Below are 24,447 nucleotides of genomic sequence, written 5' to 3' on the forward strand. Positions count from 1 at the left end.
CATTGAAACCGGCCGGCACCTTGAGCTTGGCGAGCGGCAGCTTGTCGGGCGCGGCCGGCAGCGGCGGCGGCGCCACCGGCGCAAGCTTGGCGGCGGCCTCATTGTCCGGACGGCCGATCATGGGCGAGCCCGGCGGCAGCGGCTGCGCGGCAGGCGCGGCACCGGCGGCGGGCGCGGCCGCGGGCTGTTGCGCCGCAACAGAGAGCGTGAACGCCCCCAGCATGGCCCCCGCCAGCATCAGGCTGCGTGGTGCGAACGAGCGTTTTTTCATGATGATCTCCCCTGGGTGGAAGCCGTTGTTGATTGCGCCATTAATGTGGACCGGCGCGGTTCGGCTTTCCGTTCATAGTCTTGCGAATTTGTCCGGACAATTGCAATCGGAAACATCACTGACATCGGCCAACGCATGGTTGTAGGCGGCGGCCGGGTCAGCGTGCGTCAGTGCCTCGTCATCGAGCGGTCCGGGCGATCCAGCATCGCCTCGGTGAAGGGAAACTCCAGCACGATCTCGCCCTCGTCGTCGGTCACCTCGATGACCGCGCTGAGCAGCGCACCATCGGCCCCCTCGGTCTTGAGCAGCTCGCGAATCATCGCCCGCGCCATCTCCCACGCACGATCAGGATCCCGCAGGATCTCGCCGTCGGGATCGGAAATCAGCTCGTCGCCGATACGGGTATTGAAGAAATAGCGTGGCATCGGCTGAACTCGGCTCGGTTAGTCGCTTCCCGTCGCGGGGAAGCACAGTTTAGTCACCAGGACCTTGGGAGGACCGCGGGCCCCTGTTTCTTAATCCAACATCACCATTCACCGTGTGGCGAACAACAGGAAAAAGGTCTGATGGCACCGGGTTTTGACGGGAACGGCGCGCACAAATTTGTGAGTGGGCCGCAATTGCCTTCCGCAGTGCAACATGCCGCTCCGCAGGGCTCCTTGCGAAAAATTTAAGTGGCGAACTTTTCGAACCGCAGTAGTTTACCCGTTAGGGCGGAAAGTTCGTCCGGTTGCAACAAGGAGAGCCAAATGGCCTGGAAAGCACCGAAGATCGTCGAAGTGTCGGTCGGCATGGAAATCAACATGTATATGTGCGCCACCCGCAAGTAAGCGGCAGCGCCCACTACACGTTTAGCGTTTTAGCGCAGGTGGACATCCGGGCGTAACGCGCTCCCGAAGAGGGGAGTGTGCTTCAAAGCCGGGGTCCACCTCGTAACGTTTCTGGGTTCGAGAAAAACTCTCCAGGGGACGGATCATGCTTCGTGTCGTCGTCCTGGGTGCCGCGGCGGGTGGCGGCGTTCCGCAGTGGAACTGCGGCTGTGCCGTGTGCAGAACGGCGCGAACCGATCATCCGGAAATGCAGAGCACGCAGGCCTCAATCGCCGTCAGCGGCGACGGCGCGCACTGGTTCCTGGTCAACGCCTCTCCCGATCTGCGCCAGCAAGTGACCGCCACGCCGCAACTGCATCCGAAGCCCGGTGCGCTGCGCCACAGCCCGATCGCCGGCGTCATCCTAACCAACAGCGAGGTCGATGCGGTCGCCGGATTGCTGTCGATGCGCGAGGGCTCGCCGTTCACGATCTACGCGCATGAGCGCGTGCTTGCGATCCTGCGTTCGAACAGCATCTTCAACGTGCTCGGCGAAACCAACGTCGTTCGCCAGCCCATTGCGGTCGACCAGGCCTTCGAACCCGCGTTGCCCGACGGATCGCCGTCGGGGCTCGAGGTGCTGCCGTTCGAGGTTCCCGGTAAAGGCGCATGGTATCTCGAGGGCAAGGCGCATCCGGCGGGGGCCGACGGCGTCGGCGATACGCTCGGCCTGCGTATTGCGGACAAGCGCAGCGGCAAATATTTCTACTTCCTGGCCGCCTGCGCCCGGGTGACCGACGATTTGAAAGCGCGGCTGAAAGGTGCTCCGCTGGTGTTCTTCGACGGCACGGTGTGGCGCGACGACGAGCTGGTCGCGGCGGGGCTTGGCAGCAAGACCGGCCAGGGCATGGGACATATCGCGATGTCCGGCGATCAGGGCGCGATCGCGAGCCTCGCCGGGCTCGACATCGGACAAAAAGTGTTTTTGCATATCAACAACTCCAACCCGGCACTGCTTGGGACCTCGGCCGAACGCAAGGCGGCCGAACAGGCGGGCTGGCAGATTCCCTCCGACGGAACGGAGATCGTGCTGTGAATATGGTGCCCACCAACGGAATGACCGCGCTCTCGATCGGCAAGGGCATCACGCTCGACAGTGCCGAGGAGATGGAGGCCACGCTGCGCACGATCGGTGCGACGCGCTATCACAGCCTGCATCCGTTCCACCGCCTGCTGCACGGCGGCAAGCTCAACAAGGGCCAGGTCCAGGCCTGGGCGCTGAACCGCTACTACTATCAGAGCACGATCCCGCTGAAGGACGCGATGGTGATCTCGCGCTTCCGCGACCGCAACACGCGGATCGAATGGCGCCACCGCATCGAGGATCATGACGGCGACCTCGGCAATGAAGGCGGCATCGAGCGCTGGCTGAAGCTGACTGAAGGCCTCGGCCTCGACACCGCCTACGTGGAGTCCACCGAAGGCATCCTGCCGGCGACGCGCTTCGCCGTGGAGGCCTATGTGCATTTCTGCCGCGATCGCACGCCGCTGGAGGCGATCGCTTCCTCGCTCACCGAATTGTTCGCGCCGAACCTGCATGAGGAGCGCATCTCGGGGATGCTGAAGCACTACGACTTCGTCAACCCCGACATCATGAGCTATTTCAGCCGCCGCCTGACCCAGGCGCCGCGCGACGCCGGCTTCGCGCTGGACTACGTCAAGCAGCATGCGAAGACACCCGCGGAGCGCGAGGCGGTCTGCAATGCGCTGATCTTCAAGACCAACGTGCTGTGGGTGCAGCTCGACGCGCTCTATCACGCCTATGTCAACGGCCAGATTCCGCCCGGCGCCTTCGTGCCGAAGGCGAGCTAAGGACACGATCATGGCCAGCCGCAACATCAGCGTCAGGGAGACCAGCCGGCCGAAACTGCCGCGGCATACCAAGCTGAAATTCGACGAGACGCGGCAGGTCTGGGTGATCCTGGCGCCGGAGCGCGTGCTGGCGCCGGACGAGATCGCGGTCGAGGTGCTGCAGCTCTGCGACGGCGTGCGCAGCGTCGCCCAAATGGTCGACCAGCTCGCGGAGAAATACGCCGCTCCACGCGAGGCGATCGCGACCGACGTGATCGCGATGCTGCAGGATCTGGCCGACAAGGGCTTTCTCACCGAAGCGCGCGAGAGCACGGCATGAGTGACACACTCGCCGACAACAAGATCACGACGGGCCCGAGCGACGGGCTTGCGGTGCTGGAAGGCGCCCGCTCGGCGGCCGAGACCTATGGCATCCCGCTCGCGGTGCTGCTCGAGGTCACCCACCGCTGCCCGCTGCAATGCCCGTACTGCTCCAACCCGGTCGAGCTCGACCGCGGCTCGACCGAGCTCACCACTGAGGAATGGAAGAAAGTGCTGAGCGAGCTCGCCGAGCTCGGCGTGCTCCAGGTCCATTTCTCCGGTGGCGAGCCGACCGCGCGCAAGGACATCGTCGAGCTGGTGCAGCACGCATCCGATGTCGGGCTCTATTCCAACCTGATCACCTCGGCGGTGCTGCTGACCAAGGACAAGCTGTCGGCGCTGGCCGATGCCGGCCTCAGCCATGTGCAGATCAGTTTTCAGGGCAACGAGCCCACCGTGGCCGATCGCGTCGCAGGGCTGAAGGACGCGCACAAGAAGAAGCTCGAGGTCGCGAAATGGACCCGCGAGTTGGAGTTGCCGCTCACGGTGAATGCGGTGATGCACCGGCAGAACCTGCATCAGCTGCCCGACATCATCCAGATGGCGGTCGATCTCGACGCCGACCGGCTCGAGGTCGCCAATGTGCAGTATTACGGCTGGGCGCTGAAGAACCGCGCCGCGCTGATGCCGACGGTCGAGCAGATCGAGGAGACCAGCCGGATCGTCGAGGAGGCGCAGGCGCGCCTGAAGGGCACGCTCGCGATCGACTATGTGGTGCCGGACTATTACGCGCTGCGGCCGAAGAAATGCATGGGCGGCTGGGGCCGCCAGTTCTTCAACATTTCGCCCGCCGGCAAGGTGCTGCCGTGCCACGCCGCCGAGAGCATCACCGGGCTCGAATTCGAGTCGGTGCGCTCGAACCACTCGATCGCCTGGATCTGGCAGAACTCGGAGGCCTTCAACCGTTATCGCGGCACCGGCTGGATGCCGGAGCCGTGCAAGTCCTGCGAATTCCGCGAGGTCGATTACGGCGGCTGCCGCTGCCAGGCCTTTGCGCTGACCGGTGACGCCGGCAATACCGACCCGGCCTGCGCGCTGTCGCCAAGGCACGAGGAAATCTTCAAGCAGGCCGAGCGGGAATCCGCCGGCACGCAGAACCGTTTCCTCTATCGCAACTTCGCCGGCGGCACGCTGGAGACGGTCGAACACCAGGAAAAGTCCCAGGACAACTCTCATGGCGCCTGACGCCGACGCCGGCAAGGCTGCCAGGCGCTCCGATCCCTTTGCGCCGCTGACATCGGAATGGCTCGATGTCGGCGACGGTCACAACCTGCACGTCGAGAGCGTCGGGCGCGAGGGCGGCATCCCGGCGGTCTATCTGCATGGCGGCCCGGGCAGCGGCTGCCAGCCGGACCATCGCCGGCTGTTCGATCCCGAGCGCTTTCACGCGGTGCTGTTCGATCAGCGCGGTTGCGGCCGCAGCCGGCCGAAGGGCAGCCGCGACCACAACACGACGCAGCATCTGATCGCCGACATGGAGAAGATCCGCGAACGCTTCGGTATCGCGCGCTGGATGGTGGTCGGCGGCTCCTGGGGCGCGACGCTGGCGCTGGCCTATGCAGAGGCTCATCCGGAACGGGTCAGTGGCCTGGTGCTGCGCGCGACGTTCCTCGGCACGGCCGAGGAGCTGGACGACGTCTTCCTGCGCGCTCTGCCACGCTTCTATCCTTCGCTGTATGAGGACTTCCTCAACTTCCTGCCCGAGGATGAGCGCGCGACGCCGCTTGCCGCCTATTATCGCCGCATCCTCGATCCTGATCAGGCCGTGCATGCGCCGGCCGCGCGCGCCTGGCACGACACCGAGCGCGTGCTGTCGGAGCACACGCCGAAGCAGACGCGGCTAGACCTCAAGGCGTCGGGTGCCCTGCCCTCGACGCCGTTCATGGAGGCGCACTACTTCGCCAACGATTGCTTCATGCGGCCGCACCAGCTGATGGACGAGGCCGGCCAGCTCGCCGGCATTCCCGGCATCCTGGTGCAGGGCCGCTATGATCTGCTGTGCCCGCCGGCGACCTCGCACGCGCTCGCGGCGCGCTGGCCGGGCAGCGAAGTCCGCATCATCGATGGCGCCGGCCACATCCTCTACGATCCCGGCATCCGCAACGCCGTGATGAAGGCGATCGCGGATTTGGCGGCAAGACAATGACTACGCGCGCACTCATAAACTGATCGCCCGCACAGCCCATTGCTTGGACTTTGATGGCGACCTGAGCTCGTCCGGCTCCGTTGGGTTTGTGGTGCAAGGTCGTTTGCGGCGTTCTCTGTCCAATCAGGATTGTGACAAGCCAGGCGGCGCAATCGACAAGATCGGGCCGTGCGATTTCATGTGCTGCCCCACATTCCGGCTGCCCCTCTCCCACCTGCCGAATGGGCGGCCCCACGAAAAATGTTCCGCTGTTATCCGACCGAATGGCCGAAATAGAGTTCCTTGTCTGGAGGGAGCCAATCGCCGTCGCGCGCGTTCTGTTCCAGGAACAATGAAGGACAGGAGCATGGGTTTGAACAGCATCGTCTTCTCTGACGTACCCTTCAGAGGCGGTGGTTGTGTTCACTAGTGAACATTTTGATCGGCGGCGGGCGGCGTATCTGGCAACAGCCCTTTGCCTCTGCCGTCTCGTGCAGAACGACAAATACTGAGCCATTTACCAAGCGCGCCATGGATCACACACGCAATCGCATTTCGACCGGCAACGCCGGTTTGGACTATGTCCTTCGTGGCGGCTTGCCACGCAACCGCTTGTATCTTGTCGAGGGAACGCCCGGTTCGGGCAAAACAACGCTCGCCCTCGAATTTCTCCAGGACGGGCAATCCAAGAACGAGCGGGTGCTCTACATCACGTTGTCGGAAACCAAGGAAGAGCTCGAAATCGTCGCGGCCTCCCATGGTTGGAATCTCGGCGGAATCGATATTTTTGAACTGAGCGCTGCGGACGAAGTCCTCGGCCCGGGCAGAGATCAGTCGATACTCCATAGCTGGGAAATCGAGCTTGGAGAAACGATCAAGCTCATCAAGGCGCAGGTCGAGAAGATCAAGCCCACCAGGGTCGTGTTCGACAGTCTCTCCGAAATGCGGCTGCTCGCCCAGGATCCGCTCCGGTATCGGCGGCAGCTTCTGGTTCTGAAGCAATTTTTCTCCGGTCTCAGTACGACCGTCCTGCTGGTGGACGACTTCACCGGATCAGGCGGCAATTCGGACAATCACTTACATAGCCTTTGCCATGGCGTCATTACCCTGTCGCGGCTGACGCTGGACTTTGGCGCGGCACGGCGGCGGCTTCAGGTTCAAAAGCTTCGAGGCGTGGATTTCATCGCCGGATTTCATGACTTCGTCATTCGGCGTGGCGGCCTGGATATTTTTCCTCGACTGGTCGCGGCCGAGCATGAAATCGAATACTCGAACGAACGCGTTCGTAGCGGCATACCGGAACTTGACGCCTTGCTGAATGGCGGCCCTGCGCGCGGCACAGGAATTCTGATCACCGGCCCCTCCGGCGCGGGTAAAACCACTCTCGGGCTGCAATACCTCGCTGCTGCTTGCGCGAGAGGAGAGAAGGTGACGGTCTATCAATTCGACGAGCGCATCGACACCCTTTTGGCGCGCGCGGAAGCCATGGGCCTCAATCTTCGAGCGTGCATCGATAAGGAGCAGCTTGTCGTTCGGCAGATCGATCCTGCGGAGATTTCGCCGGGCGAGTTTGCCGCCAACGTTATCAAGGAAGTCCAACAACGCTCCATCAAGATCCTCATGATCGACAGCCTCAGCGGCTACGTCGCCGCCATGCCGCAGGAGCAGCAACTTATTCTGCAGCTTCACGAACTGCTGTCCTACCTGAGCCAGTCCGGCGTCCTGACGCTGATGATCAACCCCCAAAGCGGCTTCTTCGGAAACCTGGAGACGAATGGCTTGGATGTTTCTTATCTGGCCGACACGGTCATCCTTCTGCGGTTCTTCGAGGCTGCAGGACGTATCAGGAAGGCCATCTCCGTGGTCAAAAGCAGGTCCGGAAGGCACGAAGATACGATCCGCGAGATGCGCATCGACGACCGGGGCGTGAGGGTCGGCGAGCCTCTGTCGGAGTTCAGGGGCATCTTGACCGGAAAACCGGAATACACCGGCGCAACCAATCCTCTCATGGAAGATCGCGGTTCAGGTGCATAGGACAGCAGCTGAGGGCCATCGCGTCCTGATCATCGCCCCTTACGGCCGCGATGCGGAGAGCGTATCGGGACTACTGCTGTCCCAGGGGTACGATACGAAGATCTGCGAAAGCTTCGTCGAGCTCGCGCCACTCGTCGATGCGCACGCGGGCGTCATTCTGATGACCGAGGAAGCACTCGGCGTTGACACGTCGGCGCTGCAATCCGCCCTGACGGCACAACCGGCATGGTCGGACATTCCGTTCATTCTACTATTCGGCCGACGAGCGGGACGCGAGCGTCCGAATGAGGCCGTCCGCCGAAAACTGCCGCCAAGCGCGACGAATGTGGTCTTGCTCGAGAGGCCACTCAGCAGCGAATCCCTGCTGAGTACGATCACGTCGGCGATGCGGGCGCGACAGCGACAGTTTCTGATGCGCGACCAGCTCGCGGAGCTAGACACGCAGCGGGCGAGGTTGACAACGCTGCTCGACAATCTTCCGGTCGGGGTCATGTTCCTTGACAAGACCGGAACCGGTCTGCTCTCCAATCCGGCATTCAGACGTTTTTCCAAGTCCGGCAAAAGCCCCGCTTTCGACCCTGGGGCAGAACATGAATGGCTTGCGCAGGACATCGACGGGTCTCCGCTCTCGCGAAGCCGTTTCCCGAGCGCGCGTGCGCTGCAGGGCGAACATGTGACCGGGGTCGAATTTCTCTACACGGGCTTGGCAGAGGGACCGGTCTGGACCCGGATCAGCAGCGTGCCAATCTTGAGAGACGGCGCGATCATGGGGGCGATAAGCGTCGTCGTCGACATCAACGAGCAAAAGCTCGCGCAGCAACGGCTGGCAAAGGCCGCCGAGACGCTCGAACTGCAGGTAGCCGAACGTACCGCGGAGCTCGAGAAGGCCTTGGCCGATCTCCGCAAGGAGACGGCAGAGCGGTCGCGGGCAGAATCCGCGCTGATCCAAGCTCAGAAGATGGAAGCTGTCGGCCAGCTCACCGGAGGCATTGCGCACGACTTTAACAACATGCTGACGGGCGTCATCGGCGCCATCGATTTGATGAAACGGCGCATTGCATCAAATCGGTTTGACGACTTGAATCGCTTCATGGACGCGGCGAGTACATCGGCGCACCGGGCTGCCAATCTGACGTCACGGCTTCTTGCCTTCTCGCGCCGGCAATCTCTAGACAGCAAACCGACCGATATCAATGCCCTCGTCCGGTCGCTCTCGGACCTGCTACATCACACGGTGGACGAGAACATCTCGATCGCCATCGAAACCAACGAGGACGTGCCCGCCGCCATCGTGGATGCCAATCAACTCGAGAACGCCATCCTAAACCTCGCCATCAACGCGCGAGACGCGATGCCTGACGGAGGCAAGCTTACCGTCGAGACGTCCGTAGTTGACCTCGACGCGACATATACAAGGTCTCGACCAGGCATTTCGCCCGGCCGCTACGTGGTCGTGGCAGTTTCGGACACCGGTGTCGGAATGACGCCGGACCTGATTGAAAAGGTCTTTGATCCTTTCTTCACGACAAAGCCTGTGGGGCAAGGCACCGGTCTCGGCCTATCGATGGTCTACGGGTTTGCACGGCAGTCAAACGGCCAGGTCCGGATCCATTCGACGCCGGGCCAGGGCACCTCCGCGAAGATCTACCTGCCGGCTGCGGATCAAAGCGCGGTCGAGACCACCGTTCATCATGAAGCGTCTCCGCAGGGAGCCGGTCAGCCCGTTCTGCTTGTCGAAGACGACCCTTCGGTTCGTCTTCTCATCGGCGAACTGCTCTCGGAGCTGGGTTACGGAACGATCGAAGCCCCTGATTCTGACACCGCAATCAAGCTGCTGGAAAGCGGCCGCCCGATAGACATGATGATTTCCGATGTTGGACTGCCCGGCATGAACGGCCGGCAGCTCGCTGAAGTCGCTCGCAAGCATCATCCGAAGGTGCCGATCCTGTTCGTCACCGGCTATGCCGCAAACGCCGCCATTCGAGCTGGTTTCCTTGGAACGAATATGGCGATGATAAGCAAGCCCTTTCAAATTGAAGAACTGGCGGCAAAGATAGGTGAGATGCTGTCCTAGGTCGTGTACCCATAAACGACGGCTTGCGGCGACGGCTTTTGACTCCGAGCGGCCTGCTGGCGGCGATTTCCGCTACAAGTTCTTGGGGGACTCACGGCCGCTTTCGGGTCGCTAACAATTGACGGATATGGTCCAGCACGGGTCGATAGTTCAGCTTCTTTGCCGCCTGCGGGCCCTCCTCGCAAAGATCGCCAGCTAACGCGAGGACTTTGCCGACTGTAGCTCCCAGCATCGTCTTCACAGTCGGGTGGTTGCCCCTTATCCAGGCAGAAAGAGCAAACCCGGAACCGGTGGGACTACCCGCGTCGATCAAGGCAACATCGATATTGTGCTTGCCACCTTCGAGGCATTCACGCGCCTCATCGTGGTCCGTTGCCTCCACCACGCGATAGCCGCACTCGCGAAGGTACTCCGCCAGCGGATGCCGCACGAGAACGTCATGTTCGACGATCAATACAGTTGCTGCTTGCATACGTACTACAGCGCAGGACCGAGCATCTCCGCGATCAGCATTGCGATCTGCTTGGGATCGTATGGCTTGCTGATGAACCTACCTACGCGGCTCGCTGCGCCCTCCAGTTCTGTGCTTCCGGAGGCAACGAGGATGAGCAGCATCGGTTGCATGACGCGCAATTTCCTAGCTAAATCAAGACCATCAAGAGTGCCTGGCATTCGAATGTCGGTTATGAGCGCGTCGATCCGTTCGCCTGATGAGATGTAATCCATCGCATCATCTGCGGTGGCTGCCTCAACAACCCCGAACCCAGCGCTTCGAAGCTGCTCAGCTGCATCAGATCGGATTAACCATTCGTCCTCCACGAGCAAAATCCTGACCCTATCGCTCTTTAGCTGCTCTTGGGGGACCATCGTTGGCGCCTCGGATGTTGTCAGACAAACCGCAGGAGGGGTACAACGTTCCAAACCATTGAGCCCTCTGCCATTTGCGCCACGTCGACGATAACAATCACCGGCGATTCCGAGCGCACGGTAATGTCGAGAACGACTTGGAAGCTTTTGCATTGGTTAAAGGCGGATTATGGGGCCTCGGTCGAGGACCTCGTCCGTTCTAAGCTCACGTCGACTTCCGCTGCTGCCCCAACAGAGATCCTTAGGGCTTTTTGGTGCTATGATTAGCTGCTAACGGCAGTGCAGCACCTACATTTTGGGACTTCCCATTGACATCCAAAGACCAGCCGGGACTTCAACGCAGGCCTCTCGTCAACGAGCCGGCTAAGGAACGTGCCGAGCGCTTGGCCAATCTGCTGGCCTCTATAGTTGAGTCCAGCGACGACGTGATCGTCAGCAAGAATCTGGACGGCATCATTACGAGCTGGAACAAGGGGGCCGAGCGCATCTTTGGCTATGCGGCCCTCCGAGGCGATCGGTCGGCCGATTACGCTTGTGATCCCGGAGGATCGACTAAGCGAAGAACGCGACATTTTAACGCGCATCCGACGTGGTGAACGGATAGACCACTTTGAGACTGTTCGCCGACGGAAGGATGGTAGCTCAATCGTCGTTTCGCTCACTGTCTCTCCCGTCAAAGATGCCCATGGCAACATCGTTGGCGCATCGAAGATTGCGAGGGATATTACCGAGCAGAAGCGGGCTCAGGAGCAGATCGGGATTCTCGCTCGCGAGGCGGAGCACCGAAGCAAGAACATCCTCTCAAACGTGCAGGCAATCATCAATCTTTCCCAGTCCGACACTTCCGAAGGCCTCAAGGATGTGATCAGCGGGCGCATCCAAGCGATGGCAAATGTTCACTCGCTGTTTGTTGAATCGCGGTGGATAGGCGCTGAAGTCTCGGCGATCGCCAGGCAGGAACTCGCCCCTTATCTCGATGAACACGGCACGCGGGTTCGGATGGACGGTCTTCAAACCATGTTAGAACCTACCGCTGCGCAGGCGATTGCTGTGGTCTTGCATGAGTTGGCAACCAATGCTTCCAAGTATGGAGCGCTATCTAACGCGAAAGGCCATGTTAGGTTGACGTGGTCGCGCAGCAAAGATGGAGTACTGGCGCTCCGTTGGACCGAATTGGGTGGTCCGAGCGTAAGTGCGCCAAAACGCAAGGGCTTTGGTAGTCGCCTCATCGAAGGAACCATCAAACCACTTGGCGGTATGGTGCGCTTTGACTGGCGTTCGGAAGGCCTTGATTGCGAAGTCGCCGTTCCGACGTGAAATCCCATACGAACTGGCTTCGCTGCTCTTCCACCGCGGCAACTTCCGTTCATGACACGAGGCCGCGGTTACGTCGGCTTCAACGTTAGCTTCTGGCACAAGAGCGGACGCGACGAGTTTATGAGTACGCGCCCCAGAGACCGCGTGAGCTCCTTTGTCGTGTCGTTCCGGGCGCGCTGTCCTGGCAATGATTTCGGAATAGTGGAAAAATAGCGTTGATTTGCCCGACGTGTCAAGTAGGTATTTTAATACTGGCTGCTCCTTTGCATGGGGTTGTTTCGCTGTTTTGGTCAGTGCCCCCTCAAACCAGGTTCAAATCCTTCGGCTTGATGCCGGGGAAGATGCGCTCGAGGCTTGCCTGCTGCAGGCCGTAGACGCGCTGGATCAGCCCGGCGAAGAACGCCTTGTAGTCGGTCAGAACCGGAAAATCGCGGTTCTGGAACAGCGTCGCTTCCGCGACCTTGACCTGCTCGCCGGCCATGCGCCCGCCATTGATGCCGCCGCCCATCACCCAATAGATGCTGCCATGGCCGTGATCGGTGCCGTGGTTGCCGTTCTCGCGGAAGGTACGGCCGAATTCGGAGATCACGACCACAACGGTGTCGCGCCACATCGCAGGCCCGATCTCCTCGGCGAAGCCGGCAAGGCCGCGGCCCAGTTCGCCGAGCCGGTTGGCGAGATAGCCGGTTGCCGCGCCTTGCGCGACATGGGTGTCCCAACCGCCAACATCGACGAAGCCGAGGTTGAACTGCTCGCGCATCAAGTGCCCGATCCGCCGCGCCGACAGCTCGAAGCCATGCGGCGACACCGCGCCGCGGTTCGCCGCCGCCATCTCCTCGGAGACGGATTTGTAGACCTCGTCGCGGACACGAAAACCTTCCGACACCGAGTTGGCGAGACTGCCCTGCGTGTACATCCCCTTGATCAGCTGCGCCTGGCGGTCGTCGACGCCGGGCTTGCTGACGCTTGCGATCGAGGTGTTCGGGACCTGGCTCTGGCCGCGGAAGATCAGCGGCAGCTGATCGGTGAAGGCGATCGGCTTCACCCGCGCCAGTTCATGCGCCAGCCTGCTCATGAAGCCGGAGCGGTAGTCGCGGCCACCGCCAACGGCTTGGCCGAGCTCAATCGTGTCCTGGGTCTCGAAATGACTGCGCGAGAGGTCGTCGCTGGTGCCGACGAACGGCACGAACGCGATCTCGCGCTTGGCCCACAACGGATGGATCGAATCGCGCAAGCTTGGATGCAGGCCCCATTCGGCGTCGAGCGTCAGAGCCGCATTCGGATTGCCGGCATCGGGCCGCGCGACCGCAAGCGTCGGGCGCGCGGCGTAATAGAACTCGCTGCCGACCGGCGCGATCACGTTGGCGGCGTCATAGGCGCCGCGCAGGAACACCACGAGCAGGCGCGCATCGGTCGCGGGCGCCGCCCAGACCCGGCCGGCCACGGTGAGCGAAGCGGACGCAGCGAAGGCCTTGATCAGTTCACGGCGGTTCATTGGCGAACCTCCCTTTCAGTGCATGAACTCGGGTGACGACAGGAAGAGCGTGTTCCAGTCCTGCGGCGAGACCGCCTGATCGAGCGCGGCGAGCGTGGTCGGACTCAGCGTCTGCTTGAGATTGCTGAAATAGAGCCCGTTCATGACCTGCGGAAACGCCGGCTGGTCGACCGCGTTGGGCTCGTTCGGCTTGAACAGCCCGGCCGATCCCGAGCCGATCGCGCGCGCGATCTCGAACCGCAGCATCATCTGCCCCGGGCCGTTCCAGGCCGTCGACAGCATCGAGTAGCCGTCTGGCGTCTCGTGGTTGAACAGACCTTCCGACAGGCGGTTGAGCCAGCCCTGGATCGGCATCGTGTTGAGAATGACCTTGGTGTCGTAAGCGAGCCGCACGGCCGAGATCACGTAGAGCACGGGATCCTTGAACTTGGCGCCATCCTTCAGCGTCGCGGTGAACTCCGGCGCATGCACCAGCGTCGACATCACGGCCGCGATATCCCCGTCGGTCTGCTGGAAGGTCTGTGCCATGCGCTGCACCAGCGCCTCGGGCGGGTTGTCGGATACGAAGTAGGTGGCGAGCTGCCTCGAGATGTGCGCCGCGGTTGCCGGGTGATGACAGAGGATGTCGAGGGCTTCGTCGACCTCCGCGAGGCCCCGGCCCTTGATCTGATGGCCGAGGAAGGTCTTGTCGCCATAGTCATGGCGCGCCGGATTGAACTCGAAGCCGCCTTCCCGAACGAGCTGGGACTGCAGCTCCGGCTTCAGCTTGGGATCCTGCGATGCGAAGTCGACGCCGACACCCGTGAGGATCCGCGCCAGCGCCTCGACGTCGGCCTGGCTGTAGCCGGATCCGACGCCCATCGTATGCAGCTCCATGATCTCGCGGGCGTAGTTCTCGTTGAGGTGGCCGGCCGCGTTGTCGGCATTGTCGAGATAGCGCAGCATCACCGGGTGATGCAGCGTCGCCGACAGCAGGGTGCGGAATTTGCCGAGTGCGTTGGCGCGGATCGCGTGATCCTCATAGTCGCCGATCAGCACGCGGATCATGGCCTTGTACTGAAACGCGTTGAAGTGGTTGTACCAGAACCAGGTCATCCGCTCGCGGAGCTGATCCGGCGCATAGAGCGCGCGCAGGATGGTGCGGGCCGCGGCCTGCTTGACGCGATCGTTCATTCCCTGCTGAAACACCGTTTGCGCCGCCCGGCGCTGCTCCGGGTCGGCGACCTGGTTGGCCGACTTGGCCTGCAGGTCGAAGGTCACCGCGATATCGAACGGGAAGCGATGCACGTCCGGCATCGCCTCGATCTGCGCATGCACGGCAGCCGGCAATACGGAGGCGGCCGGATGCAACTGCTCCTGCAACCAGCGCTCGGTGCCGATCTCGCGCAGATGCGCCGCGCTGGAGGCGCTGACGCCCCAGGTCAGGCGATCGAGCAGCGCGATGTCCTGCGCCGTGAGTTCGGCCGCCCGCGCCGGCTGGTGCAACGCCACCAGCCCCGCGATCGCACCGATCACCAGTTTCGCGACTGCCCGCGATCCGAGTACGGCCGTGATGCTCATGAAGGCTGACCTGCTCGGCTCATGGTGTCATGCCCTCACGGTTTGCACTTGCCGGGAGGACAGGCCGGCGCGGCGCGTGCCGCGGGCCTTGGCGGCGCCGCCGGCCGCGGTGGCGGAGCCGCGCGTTGCGCCTGCATCGCCGGCCGCGGTGGGGGCGGCGCGGCGCGCGGCGCCGGTGCGGGTGCCGGACGTGGCGCAACGGCTGCCGCGCGGGGCGGCGGAGGTGCGGGGCGCGGCGGCGGGGCGGCCCGCTGTGGCGCAGGCCGGGAGACCGGCGGCGGCGACACCGCGGCACGCGCGGGCGCCGGACGCGCCGCCGGCGTCGGCCGCACCGATGTCGCGCGGTTCGTCGGCGGCGGGGCCGTGGCAGGCTTCACATTGCCGGTCGGCGCGGTCGCGGCCCGGTTGAGCTGTTGCCTTTCCGGCTTGCCGGCGGTCGCGGGCGAAGCCGGCGCGTTTGTCGCCGGGCCAGCGGTGGGCTTGGTCGGGGCAGCAGGTTGCGCGTTGGCAGGCGCCATCGCCGTCGCAGGCTTGGCGGGCGTCAGCGCGTTCGGCTTTGCGCCGGATTGCGCAGTGCCAGGCTGCGTCGTACCGGGTTGCGTGGTGCCCGGCTGCACGGCGCCATGCTGTTGCGCGGGATTGGCCGGCGCGGTCGCCGACTGCGGCAGCGGCGGTCCATTCTTCGCGCCCGGCAGCGTATGCGCAGTCGGTGCGCCCATCGCGTTCGGCGCGGCCGCTGCGTTCGGCGCGGCGGGTGCGTTCGGTGCAGCGCCTGGCGCTCCCATCGCCGCGCCCTGCGCAGGCGTGACGCCTTGCCGACCGGCCGGCGGTGCGAGGTTGGCGCGCTGCGCCGCCGCCGCCGGCAGTTGCGGTGCCGCGGTGACCGGTGCACCGCCCATCGCCGCCGTCACGCCGGCGGCACGGAGCTGCGCCGGCGTCGGGTTCGGGTTGTTGATGACCGTGTTGATCACCGTCGTGTTGTGGATGTTGTTGAACACGATGTTGTTCTGCGGCGGCACCACATAGGCCGGCGCGGCGACATAGGCCGGCATCGCCACGAAGAACGGCGTCGGCAGCACGAACAGGCCGATCGGCGGCGGCGGCGGCGGCAGCACCACGAAGTCCGGCGGCGGCGGCGGCAGGAAGAACACCGGCGGCGGTGGCGGCGGCGCGAAGGCAAACACCGGATCGCTGTAGTACAGCACTGGACGGTCGACATAGACGATCTCGTCGGGCGGCGGCGGCGGCACGTCGTAGTCGAGCGCCGTGAACTGCGGCGGCGGCTCCAGTGCGGCCGAGAGATAGGAGAGCCGGCGCCTTGCGTCATAGGCGTGCGGCCCGCGCGGATAGCGCCGCAGATACGACCAGTACGCATCGGGCGTATCTGCATTGTAGGTGCGCCGCCAGGTGATCGCCTCGCGCCGCGCCGCCACGATCGCGCGCACCCGCTTGGCCAGCGGATCGGTCGGATAGGCCTGCAGATAATCTTCGTAGCCTTGCAGCGTGTCGCGCTCGAGCGCCGCCGCATAGGCGTCCTGCGCCGGAAAATCGCGGATCGGCTTGGTGCGCAGTCCGGCATCGACCTGCTGCGGCGGGGCATCCGGCTTGCGTTCGAAGAACATGAAGGGCGCATCGACCTTCTGCGCGTTCCACGGGATCTCGGCGCCCTTGGTCATTTCGTTGACGCGCAGGCGAACGCGGTCGAACACCTCGGGCAAGGTCAGGCCGCCGGCGCGGATCATTTCCGCCAGCGCCTGCGCGTACGGCCCGTAAGGCGGCGCACCGTCAGGCGCGACGGTGCCGGGCGCCGAATTGAAGGCGATCAGCATCTTCGGATCGGGATCGACCAGCGCAAGACCGCCGGCCAGCGGCTGGCCGTCCTTGGCAAAGGGATTGCTGCGCGCTGCATCGAGCACGATCACGCCGGCCTTGATCGGCAGCGCCGAGAGCTGATGGCTGTAATCCGAGATGCGGATCGCCTCGACCGGCACGTCGGTGTCGCGGGCGATCTTGGCGTCGACCGGCACGAAGTAGTTCTCGCCGGTGAGCTGCACGCCGTAACCGGAGAGATAGATGAAGGCCACCGCATTGGGTCCCGCGTCCTGCACCTTCTGGATGAAATCGCGGAACGACTTGCGCAGCGTCTCGGCATCGAGATCGCGCGCCCCGACCACGTCGAAACCGGCGGCCTGCAAGGTCTGCGCGATCAACCCGGCATCGTTCGCGGCGGTTTGCAGCGCGCCGGCCTGATAGGCGCCGTTGCCAACCACGAGCGCGAGGCGCTTCTCCTGATCCTCCGCATGGGCAGGAAGTGACGCGAGCGACACCAGGCCGACAATCAATGCCCACAAAATTCGCGCCATGGCGGCTGTCCTTTTTTCTTCCCGGAAACGGGCGTGTCGGATGAAAATGCTACTTCCGTGAATGCGCGCTGAACAGGATTGCGGCAATTGTGGCAATCCTTGGTCTGTACGCTGCCGGGCAGCAGGAACCGGCTTCCCTGGCCCGCGCGGGTCAGCGATATTGTGCAGATAAAACAGGCAAAAAAGGAGCACTCGATGCCAATCGCTGGACAGGGCATGCTGCTGACCTCGATGGATATCGACAGCTTACACGAAGCTGAATTCAACCGCTGGTACGACCGCGAGCATCTTGAAGAACGGGTCGCGATCGACGGATTCCTCGAAGCCCGTCGCTACGTCGCCGATGACGGCAAGCCGAAATATCTGAGCCTGTATTCGACCGCGACCTTCGATGTGCTCGAGAGCCCGGCCTACCGCAAGGCGCTCGCCAACCAGACCGACTGGTCGAAGGCCAACATCGCACGCTTTCAGAACATGATCCGCGGCGTGGCCCGCATCACGATCAGCCGCGGCGTCGGCCGGGGCGCGGCGCTTGGCATCATCCGCCTGCGCCCGCCGGCCGATGGCGCCGACAAACTCCGCACTGCATTGCGGGAACACCTCGATCCGGCCGCGCGCGACGGCATCATCTCGATGCACCTGCTGGAAAACGATCCCGTGCTGTCGAAGCCGCTGACACCGGATGCCGACAAGGCCGATCCCGGCGCCGGCGACTGGTTCGTGCTGATCGACGCCACTGACGTCAGCGCGGTGCCTGCTGCCTTGTCAGCGATCACCGGCAACGCAGCCTTGAAGCCGCTGGTGGTCACCAGCGGCGTCTACAGGCTGTTGTGGGACATCGCGAAGAGCGACCTGCCGCGGAGCTGACAAACGACTTGGCGGTGCAGTCATGCTGCACCGCCGCATAACGCGATCGAGATTAACGCTGAGCGCACATCAGCCGCGCGAAAGCAGATGATCGGACAATTTAGCCTTTGCCTTCTCTGGAACGGCTCTAATAAGATAAGCCTATGATCCAATTCAAAAACCAGAACAACGCCAACATGAGCGTTCGTCGTCAACGATAAGGCCGCGCGGTCAGGCATTTTCGCGCGGGTCAAAGGTAGGAATGAAACCGACTGATATCTCGGCGCCGGATTACTTTCATAAAGTAGTCGATTGCCAATGGGCCTGCCCCGCACACACCCCCGTTCCCGAGTACATCCGGTTGATTGCTGAGGGGCGTTACAGCGACGCCTACATGATCAATTGGAAGTCCAACGTGTTCCCCGGCATTCTCGGGCGCACCTGCGACCGTCCGTGCGAACCCGCGTGCCGCCGCGGCCGGGTCGAGGACAATCCGGTCGCGATCTGCCGCCTGAAGCGCGTCGCCGCCGACTTCAAGGACGACATCAAGCATCGCCTGCCGAAGCCTGCGCCGAAGAACGGCAAGCGCGTCGCGCTGATCGGCGGCGGCCCCGCCTCGCTCGCCGTCGCGCGCGATCTCGCGCCGCTCGGCTATCACTGCACCGTGTTCGACGGCGATCCCAAGGCCGGCGGCATGATGCGCAGCCAGATTCCAAAATTCCGCCTGCCCGACAGCGTGATCGACGAGGAGACCGGCTACATCCTGGGCCTCGGCGTCGAGTTCAAGGGCGGCCAACGCGTCGAGAGCCTGAAGCAGCTGCTCGCCGAGAACTACGACGCGATCTTCGTCGGCAGCGGCGCGCCGCGCGGCCGCGAGCTCGACATTCCCGGCCGCAAGGAGGCCGCCGCCAACATCCATATCGGCATCGAATGGCTCGCCAACGTGTCGTTCGGCCATGTCGACAAGATCGGCCGCCGCGTCATCGTGCTCGGCGGCGGCAACACCGCGATGGATTGCTGCCGCACCGCGCGCCGCCTCGGCGGCGAGGCCGTCAAGGTGGTGGTCCGCTCCGGCTTCGAGGAGATGAAGGCCTCGCCGTGGGAGAAGGAAGACGCCATCCATGAGGACATCCCGATCCTCAACTACATGGTGCCGGTGGCGTTCAAGCACGTCGCCGGCAAGCTGATCGGCGTCACCTTCCAGAAGGTGCGGGCCGAGTACGACACCAAGGGCCGGCGCAATCTGGTGCCCTCGGGCGAGCCGGACGAGACAATCCCCTGCGACGACGTGCTCGTTGCGGTCGGCCAGGAGAATGCGTTCCCCTGGATCGAAGCCGATTGCGGCATCGAATTCGACAAGTGGCACATGCCCAAGGTCGATCCCAAGACGTTCGTCTCGACCAATCCGAAGGTGTTCTTCGGCGGCGACGCGGCGTTCGGCCCGAAGAACATCATCTGGGCGGTGGCGCACGGCCATGATGCCGCGCTGTCGATTCACAAGATGCTGTCCGGCGAGGACATCAACGAGCGTCCGCTGCCCGAGGTGCACGTCTCCTCGCAGAAGATGGGCATCCATGAGTGGAGCTACGACAACGACATCTCCGCCGACAAGCGGTTCAAGGTGCCGCATCGCGACAAGGTGGTCGCGCTGAAGGACATCCGCACCGAGGTCGAGCTCGGCTACGACCTCAAGCTCGCGCTCGGCGAAGCGCAGCGCTGCCTGAATTGCGACGTGCAGACGGTGTTTGCCGCGCCGCTCTGCATCGAATGCGACGCCTGCGTCGACATCTGTCCGATGGACTGCATCAGCTTCACCCAGAACGGCGAAGAGGATGATTTGCGGCAGCGCCTGAAGGCGCCCTCGCCGCATCACGACCAGGCGCTGTACGTTTCCGGCGACCTGAAGACCGGCCGGGTCATGGTCAAGGACGAAGACGTCTGCCTGCATTGCGGACTGTGTGCCGAGCGCTGCCCGACCGGCGCCTGGGACATGCAGAAGTACCTCATTGATATGGTTCAAGCGGGATCAACATGTCAGTCCAAAGCCCGATCAGCAGCGTAAACGACTTCGTCGTACGCTTCGCCAACGTCAACGGTTCGGGCTCGGCTTCCGCCAACGAGCTGTTCGCGCGTTCGATCCTGCGCCACGGCGTGCCGGTCAGCCCACGCAACATCTTCCCCTCCAACATCCAGGGCCTGCCGACCTGGTACGAGGTGCGCGTCACCGAGGACGGCCATCTCGGCGCCCGTGGCGGCGTCGACATGATGGTGGCGATGAACCCGCAGACCTGGGACAAGGACATCGCCTCGATCGAGCCCGGCGGCTATCTGTTCTACGATTCGACCAAGCCGATGCCGTCGTCGAAATTCCGCGAAGACATCACCGTCATCGGCGTGCCGCTGACCGCGATCACCAACTCGACCTACACCGATCCCAGGCAGCGCCAGCTGTTCAAGAACATCATCTATCTCGGCGCGCTGTGCGCGCTGCTCGACCTTGATCCCAAGCTGGTCGAACAGTTGATCGGCGAGCAGTATAAGGGCAAGGAGAAGCTGCTGTCCTCCAACGTCCATGCGCTGCATCTCGGCCGCGACTGGGCATTGCAGAACCTGAAATGCCCGCTCGGGCTGCGGGTGAAGAAGTCCGACAAGGTCGGCGACCGCATCTTCATCGAAGGCAACAGCGCCGCCGCGCTCGGCGCCGTCTATGGCGGCGCCACCGTGTGCGCCTGGTATCCGATCACGCCGTCATCGTCGGTGGCGGAAGCCTTCACCAGCCACTGCAAGAAGTACCGCCACGACCCCGAGACCGGTAAGGCGAAATACGCCATCGTGCAGGGCGAGGACGAGCTCGCCTCGATCGGCATCGTGATCGGCGCCTCCTGGAACGGCGCGCGCGCCTTCACCGCGACATCGGGTCCCGGCATCTCGCTGATGACCGAGTTCATCGGCCTGTCCTATTTCGCCGAGATCCCGGCCGTGATCATGAACATCCAGCGCGCCGGCCCCTCCACGGGCATGCCGACCCGCACCCAGCAATGCGACGTGATCGCCTGTGCCTATGCTTCGCACGGCGACACCAAGCACGTGCTGCTGTTCCCGGAAGATCCGGCCGAGGCGTTCGAGTTCGCCGCCGCTGCCTTCGATCTCGCCGAGCGGTTGCAGACCACGATCTTCCTGATGCTCGATCTCGACATCGGCATGAACCACCGGCTGTGCCGCCCGCTGAAATGGGACGACGCCAAGCAATACGACCGCGGCAAGGTGATGACGGCGGAGATGCTCGAAGAAGGCCGCGATTTCGGCCGCTATCTCGACGTCGACGGCGACGGCATCCCCTATCGCACCTATCCCGGCACGCATCCGACCAAGGGCTCCTACTTCACCCGCGGCACCTCGCGCGACCGCTACGCGCGCTATTCCGAGGAAGGCGCCGTCTACGCCGATAACATGCAGCGCCTGGTGCGCAAGTTCGAGACCGCGCAGGACATGGTGCCACGGCCGCTGCAAGCCAATGCGGCCAAGCCGACCAAATACGGCGTGCTGTATTTCGGCTCGACCTCGCCGGCGATGGACGAGGCGATCGGGATTTTGGAGGCGCGCGGCCACCAGCTCGACCGCATGCGGATCCGCGCCTTCCCGTTCCACTCCAGCGTCGCGAGCTTCATCGCCGACCACGACTTCGTCTACGTGGTCGAGCAGAACCGCGACGGCCAGCTCCGCCAGCTGATCGTCAACGAGAACGGCATCGATCCCGTCAGGCTGGTGCCGATCCTGCACTATGACGGCACGCCGATCACCGCTCGCTTCATCGCGGGCGCAATCGGCGACCACCAGGATCATCTCAAGGTGACCCCTCTCCGCAAGGCCGTGACATGACGTACATTGCAAAGCCGAAGTTTCATCATCCCGGCCTGAAGAAGAACGAGCTGGGCTATACCCATCGCGACTACGAGGGGAAGATCTCGACCCTGTGCGCCGGCTGCGGCCACGATTCGATCACCGCCTCGATCATCGAGGCCTGCTACGAGCTCTCGATCGAGCCGCACCGGGTGGCGAAGATTTCCGGCATCGGCTGCTCGTCGAAGACCCCGGACTATTTCCTCGGCAATTCGCACGGCTTCAACTCGGTACACGGCCGCATGCCGTCGGTCTTGACCGGCGCCAACCTCGCCAACCGCGACCTGATCTATCTCGGCGTCTCCGGCGACGGCGACTCAGCCTCGATCGGCTTCGGCCAGTTCGCGCATTCGATCCGGCGCGCCGTCAACATGACCTACATCGTCGAGAACAACGGCGTTTACGGCCTGACCAAGGGCCAGTTCTCGGCGACCGCCGACCGCGGCTCGAAGTCCAAGAAGGGCGTCACCAACACCGACAACGCGATCGACCTGGTCGCGATCGCGCTGCAACTCGGCGCCACCTTCGTGGCGCGCAGCTTCTCCGGCGACAAGACGCAACTGGTTCCGTTGATCGCGGCTGCGATCCGGCACAAGGGCGCGTCCTTCATCGACGTGATCAGCCCCTGCATCGCCTTCAACAATCACGCCGGTTCGACCAAGAGCTTCGACTATGTTCGCGAGCACAATGACGCGGTGAACCGGCTCGACGTGCTGGTCGGCCGCGATCCGATCAGCGTCGACTATGCGCCGGGCACCGTGCAGGTGGTCGAGCAGCATGACGGTTCCAGGCTCGCGCTGCGCAAGCTCGATGCCGACTACGATCCGCACGATCGGCTCGGCGCCCAGACCTTCCTGCAGAAGCACGCGGCCAAGGGCCAGATCGTCACCGGTCTGCTCTACGTCGATCCGGACGCCGAAGACCTGCATACCCATCTCGACACCGTCGAGACGCCGCTCAACACGCTGGATGAACAGGCGCTCTGCCCCGGCTCGGCCGTGCTGGACAAGATCAACGCCAGCCTGCGGTAAGTTCGAATTCTCGCCGTCACAATACGCGGCAGGGATGTGCAACAAGCTCTATGTCGTCCCTGCGAAAGCAGGGACCCATAACCACCGATGCAGATTGTCGAGCTGCGCTGGAACAACGAATCCCGTTTACAACTGAGGGCACGGCGTATGGGTCCCTGCTTTCGCAGGGACGACAGCGGAGTTCGTGACGGCTACCTGTCGCTCAGCACCTCGCCGAACAGCGCCCAGGACTTGCCGTCGAATCGCGCCATCTGGATCTGGCGGATCGGCGTCACATTGTCGGGCTCGGTCTGCACCTTGATGCCCGGCAGCAGCATCGGCAGTGCCAGCGGCTTCAGATTGGTCGCCTGCTTGATGATGTTGTCGCGACTGTAATCGCCGTTGCAGTTCTTCAGCACCGCCGCCATGACCTGCGCGACCGTGTAGCCCTGCACGTTGAACAGATCGCCCGCGCTCGCATTCGGCTGATACTTCTTCATCCAGGCGGAAAACTCCTGCTGCGCGGGATCGTCGGCCCAGCGCGGATCGGTCGGGTCCTTCAGATAGAGCCCGGTCACGACACCGATGACGTTCTCGAGCCCGGCCGGCTCGAGCACCGCCGAGACGGAGTTGGAGACGGTCGGCAGGATGGTGAGCGGCTTCCAGCCCATGCTCGCCGCCTTGCGCAGCGCTTGCGCCGCGAATTTCGGCGTCGCCTCGGCGAAGAACACGTCGGCGCCGGACTCCCGCATCGTCACCATCTGGGAGTCGATGGTTGGATCGGTCGTGAGATACGTGGTCTCCGCGACGATCTGGCCGACATGCTCGCCGAGTCCGTCCTTGAAGCCCCTGAGATAGTCCTTGCCGGCGTCCTCGTTCGGCGTGATGACGGCGATCTTGGCATCCGGCTTGGTCTTCAGGATGTACTTCGCATAGAGCTTGCCTTCGAGCTCGTAGGTCGGATTGAAGCCGACCGTCCACGGAAATTGCTTCGGATCGTTCCACCGCGTCGCGCCGGACGACACGAACAGCTGCGGCACGTGCTTGATGTTGAGATACTTCTGCACCGAGATATTGGGTGCGGTGCCGACCGCGCTGAAGATCGCGAGCACCTCGTCCTGCTCGACCAGCTTGCGGGTCTGCTCGACCGTCTTCGACGGCGAATAGGCGTCGTCGAGACTCTCGAACTCGATCTTGTGGCCGTTGATGCCGCCCTGATCGTTGAGCATCTGGAAATACGCGGCTTCGGCCCGCGCGATGGTGCCGTAGGCCGATGCCGGGCCGCTATAGGGCGCGGTGTTTCCGATTTTGATCGCGTCTTCGGCTGCGATGGATGGCGAGATCGACGAGGCCGTGAGGGCGGTGACGGCGAGCAGGCCCGCCAGGCGGGAGCGAGTTGACAAGAGCGTATCCTTTTCTTGGTTTTCTTGACGCGGCGCACATTATCCATCGCGCCCGCGCAGACAATCACCAAGAACGTCTCCGTGCCATGTCCGCATGCCTGCATCACGTTTTCGCAGAACGTGATGCAGCTTCAAAATTCG

General features: G+C 63.3%; 21 protein-coding genes. 14 read left to right on the forward strand and 7 right to left on the reverse strand.

Going from position 1 to position 24,447, the window contains the following annotated elements:
* Positions 1-2 precede the first annotated feature (2 nt).
* Positions 3-416 (forward strand): hypothetical protein, encoded by a 414-nt coding sequence (locus ACVMB0_RS35395; RefSeq protein ID WP_461349154.1) that lies wholly within the window; start codon positions 3-5, stop codon positions 414-416.
* A gap of 22 nt (positions 417-438) precedes the next feature.
* Here the strand turns inward: ACVMB0_RS35395 and ACVMB0_RS35400 are convergent, their stop codons facing one another.
* Positions 439-696: a DUF6894 family protein gene (locus tag ACVMB0_RS35400; protein WP_212021861.1), complete on the reverse strand. Its 258-nt coding sequence runs from the start codon at positions 694-696 to the stop codon at positions 439-441.
* A 324-nt stretch (positions 697-1,020) separates the two neighbouring features.
* Here ACVMB0_RS35400 and pqqA point away from each other — a divergent pair, with 324 nt between their 5' ends.
* The 8 genes from pqqA (at position 1,021) to ACVMB0_RS35440 (ending at position 9,545) form a co-directional block, all read left to right on the forward strand.
* Positions 1,021-1,101, forward strand: coding sequence for a pyrroloquinoline quinone precursor peptide PqqA (pqqA, locus tag ACVMB0_RS35405; protein WP_035635412.1), 81 nt, complete (start codon positions 1,021-1,023; stop codon positions 1,099-1,101).
* A 145-nt stretch (positions 1,102-1,246) separates the two neighbouring features.
* Positions 1,247-2,176 carry a pyrroloquinoline quinone biosynthesis protein PqqB gene (gene pqqB, locus ACVMB0_RS35410; RefSeq protein ID WP_461349155.1) on the forward strand — a complete coding sequence of 310 codons (930 nt, stop codon included), beginning with the start codon at positions 1,247-1,249 and terminating at the stop codon, positions 2,174-2,176.
* Between the two features lie 2 nt (positions 2,177-2,178).
* On the forward strand, positions 2,179-2,952 hold the full coding sequence (pqqC, locus tag ACVMB0_RS35415; RefSeq protein ID WP_461349765.1) for a pyrroloquinoline-quinone synthase PqqC: 774 nt from the start codon (positions 2,179-2,181) through the stop codon (positions 2,950-2,952).
* A 10-nt stretch (positions 2,953-2,962) separates the two neighbouring features.
* Complete coding sequence (gene pqqD, locus ACVMB0_RS35420) at positions 2,963-3,271, forward strand: pyrroloquinoline quinone biosynthesis peptide chaperone PqqD (protein WP_461349156.1); 309 nt, start codon at positions 2,963-2,965, stop codon at positions 3,269-3,271.
* Entirely contained in the window at positions 3,268-4,497 is a 1,230-nt protein-coding gene (gene pqqE, locus ACVMB0_RS35425; RefSeq protein WP_461349157.1) for a pyrroloquinoline quinone biosynthesis protein PqqE, read from the forward strand. Before pqqD ends, pqqE begins: the two co-directional genes overlap by 4 nt.
* Positions 4,487-5,458: a prolyl aminopeptidase gene (pip, locus tag ACVMB0_RS35430; protein ID WP_461349158.1), complete on the forward strand. Its 972-nt coding sequence runs from the start codon at positions 4,487-4,489 to the stop codon at positions 5,456-5,458. Before pqqE ends, pip begins: the two co-directional genes overlap by 11 nt.
* Before the next feature lie 510 nt (positions 5,459-5,968).
* Positions 5,969-7,471, forward strand: coding sequence for an ATPase domain-containing protein (locus ACVMB0_RS35435; RefSeq protein ID WP_461349766.1), 1,503 nt, complete (start codon positions 5,969-5,971; stop codon positions 7,469-7,471).
* Entirely contained in the window at positions 7,464-9,545 is a 2,082-nt protein-coding gene (locus ACVMB0_RS35440) for a hybrid sensor histidine kinase/response regulator (RefSeq protein ID WP_461349159.1), read from the forward strand. The genes ACVMB0_RS35435 and ACVMB0_RS35440 overlap by 8 nt, the downstream gene beginning before the upstream one ends.
* A gap of 91 nt (positions 9,546-9,636) precedes the next feature.
* Here ACVMB0_RS35440 and ACVMB0_RS35445 read toward each other — a convergent pair whose 3' ends face one another.
* Positions 9,637-10,017: a response regulator gene (locus ACVMB0_RS35445; RefSeq protein WP_456753241.1), complete on the reverse strand. Its 381-nt coding sequence runs from the start codon at positions 10,015-10,017 to the stop codon at positions 9,637-9,639.
* Between the two features lie 5 nt (positions 10,018-10,022).
* Positions 10,023-10,364: a response regulator gene (locus ACVMB0_RS35450; RefSeq protein WP_456753240.1), complete on the reverse strand. Its 342-nt coding sequence runs from the start codon at positions 10,362-10,364 to the stop codon at positions 10,023-10,025.
* Positions 10,365-10,907: 543 nt separating this feature from the next.
* Between ACVMB0_RS35450 and ACVMB0_RS35455 the strand changes: the two genes are divergently transcribed.
* Positions 10,908-11,729: an HWE histidine kinase domain-containing protein gene (locus ACVMB0_RS35455; RefSeq protein ID WP_461349160.1), complete on the forward strand. Its 822-nt coding sequence runs from the start codon at positions 10,908-10,910 to the stop codon at positions 11,727-11,729.
* Positions 11,730-12,030: 301 nt separating this feature from the next.
* Here the strand turns inward: ACVMB0_RS35455 and ACVMB0_RS35460 are convergent, their stop codons facing one another.
* Genes ACVMB0_RS35460 through ACVMB0_RS35470 form a run of 3 tightly spaced genes read right to left on the reverse strand, consistent with a single transcriptional unit; the run spans position 12,031 to position 17,147 of the window.
* Positions 12,031-13,224 carry a DUF1501 domain-containing protein gene (locus ACVMB0_RS35460; RefSeq protein WP_461349161.1) on the reverse strand — a complete coding sequence of 398 codons (1,194 nt, stop codon included), beginning with the start codon at positions 13,222-13,224 and terminating at the stop codon, positions 12,031-12,033.
* Between the two features lie 15 nt (positions 13,225-13,239).
* Entirely contained in the window at positions 13,240-14,784 is a 1,545-nt protein-coding gene (locus tag ACVMB0_RS35465; protein ID WP_461349162.1) for a DUF1800 domain-containing protein, read from the reverse strand.
* 35 nt (positions 14,785-14,819) lie between these two features.
* The gene (locus tag ACVMB0_RS35470; RefSeq protein WP_461349163.1) at positions 14,820-17,147 is read right to left on the reverse strand and encodes a caspase family protein; all 2,328 of its coding nucleotides are present in this window, start codon (positions 17,145-17,147) and stop codon (positions 14,820-14,822) included.
* 195 nt (positions 17,148-17,342) lie between these two features.
* Here ACVMB0_RS35470 and ACVMB0_RS35475 point away from each other — a divergent pair, with 195 nt between their 5' ends.
* The 4 genes from ACVMB0_RS35475 to ACVMB0_RS35490 all read left to right on the forward strand — a co-directional run bounded on the left by ACVMB0_RS35475 (position 17,343) and on the right by ACVMB0_RS35490 (position 22,924).
* On the forward strand, positions 17,343-18,014 hold the full coding sequence (locus ACVMB0_RS35475; protein ID WP_456753235.1) for a hypothetical protein: 672 nt from the start codon (positions 17,343-17,345) through the stop codon (positions 18,012-18,014).
* 241 nt (positions 18,015-18,255) lie between these two features.
* Positions 18,256-20,055 (forward strand): FAD-dependent oxidoreductase, encoded by a 1,800-nt coding sequence (locus tag ACVMB0_RS35480; RefSeq protein WP_461349164.1) that lies wholly within the window; start codon positions 18,256-18,258, stop codon positions 20,053-20,055.
* Positions 20,025-21,872, forward strand: coding sequence for a 2-oxoacid:acceptor oxidoreductase subunit alpha (locus tag ACVMB0_RS35485; protein WP_461349165.1), 1,848 nt, complete (start codon positions 20,025-20,027; stop codon positions 21,870-21,872). The genes ACVMB0_RS35480 and ACVMB0_RS35485 overlap by 31 nt, the downstream gene beginning before the upstream one ends.
* The gene (locus ACVMB0_RS35490; protein WP_176529699.1) at positions 21,869-22,924 is read left to right on the forward strand and encodes a 2-oxoacid:ferredoxin oxidoreductase subunit beta; all 1,056 of its coding nucleotides are present in this window, start codon (positions 21,869-21,871) and stop codon (positions 22,922-22,924) included. Before ACVMB0_RS35485 ends, ACVMB0_RS35490 begins: the two co-directional genes overlap by 4 nt.
* Before the next feature lie 191 nt (positions 22,925-23,115).
* On the opposite strand, the gene ACVMB0_RS35495 is transcribed toward ACVMB0_RS35490, so the two are convergent.
* The gene (locus tag ACVMB0_RS35495; RefSeq protein ID WP_456753230.1) at positions 23,116-24,306 is read right to left on the reverse strand and encodes an ABC transporter substrate-binding protein; all 1,191 of its coding nucleotides are present in this window, start codon (positions 24,304-24,306) and stop codon (positions 23,116-23,118) included.
* Positions 24,307-24,447 lie beyond the last annotated feature (141 nt).

The sequence above is a fragment of the Bradyrhizobium sp. USDA 4451 genome, from assembly GCF_054822585.1.

Coding starts and splice junctions, on each gene's coding strand:
- pqqA (WP_035635412.1), top strand. CDS start 1,021: ATGGCCTGGAAAGCACCGAAGATCGTCGAAGTGTCGGTCGGCATGGAA.
- ACVMB0_RS35480 (WP_461349164.1), top strand. CDS start 18,256: ATGAAACCGACTGATATCTCGGCGCCGGATTACTTTCATAAAGTAGTC.
- pqqE (WP_461349157.1), top strand. CDS start 3,268: ATGAGTGACACACTCGCCGACAACAAGATCACGACGGGCCCGAGCGAC.
- pqqB (WP_461349155.1), top strand. CDS start 1,247: ATGCTTCGTGTCGTCGTCCTGGGTGCCGCGGCGGGTGGCGGCGTTCCG.
- ACVMB0_RS35475 (WP_456753235.1), top strand. CDS start 17,343: ATGCCAATCGCTGGACAGGGCATGCTGCTGACCTCGATGGATATCGAC.
- ACVMB0_RS35490 (WP_176529699.1), top strand. CDS start 21,869: ATGACGTACATTGCAAAGCCGAAGTTTCATCATCCCGGCCTGAAGAAG.
- ACVMB0_RS35445 (WP_456753241.1), bottom strand. CDS start 10,017: ATGCAAGCAGCAACTGTATTGATCGTCGAACATGACGTTCTCGTGCGG.
- ACVMB0_RS35465 (WP_461349162.1), bottom strand. CDS start 14,784: ATGAGCATCACGGCCGTACTCGGATCGCGGGCAGTCGCGAAACTGGTG.
- pip (WP_461349158.1), top strand. CDS start 4,487: ATGGCGCCTGACGCCGACGCCGGCAAGGCTGCCAGGCGCTCCGATCCC.
- pqqC (WP_461349765.1), top strand. CDS start 2,179: ATGGTGCCCACCAACGGAATGACCGCGCTCTCGATCGGCAAGGGCATC.
- ACVMB0_RS35485 (WP_461349165.1), top strand. CDS start 20,025: ATGTCAGTCCAAAGCCCGATCAGCAGCGTAAACGACTTCGTCGTACGC.
- ACVMB0_RS35470 (WP_461349163.1), bottom strand. CDS start 17,147: ATGGCGCGAATTTTGTGGGCATTGATTGTCGGCCTGGTGTCGCTCGCG.
- ACVMB0_RS35460 (WP_461349161.1), bottom strand. CDS start 13,224: ATGAACCGCCGTGAACTGATCAAGGCCTTCGCTGCGTCCGCTTCGCTC.
- ACVMB0_RS35435 (WP_461349766.1), top strand. CDS start 5,969: ATGGATCACACACGCAATCGCATTTCGACCGGCAACGCCGGTTTGGAC.
- pqqD (WP_461349156.1), top strand. CDS start 2,963: ATGGCCAGCCGCAACATCAGCGTCAGGGAGACCAGCCGGCCGAAACTG.
- ACVMB0_RS35400 (WP_212021861.1), bottom strand. CDS start 696: ATGCCACGCTATTTCTTCAATACCCGTATCGGCGACGAGCTGATTTCC.
- ACVMB0_RS35455 (WP_461349160.1), top strand. CDS start 10,908: ATGCGGCCCTCCGAGGCGATCGGTCGGCCGATTACGCTTGTGATCCCG.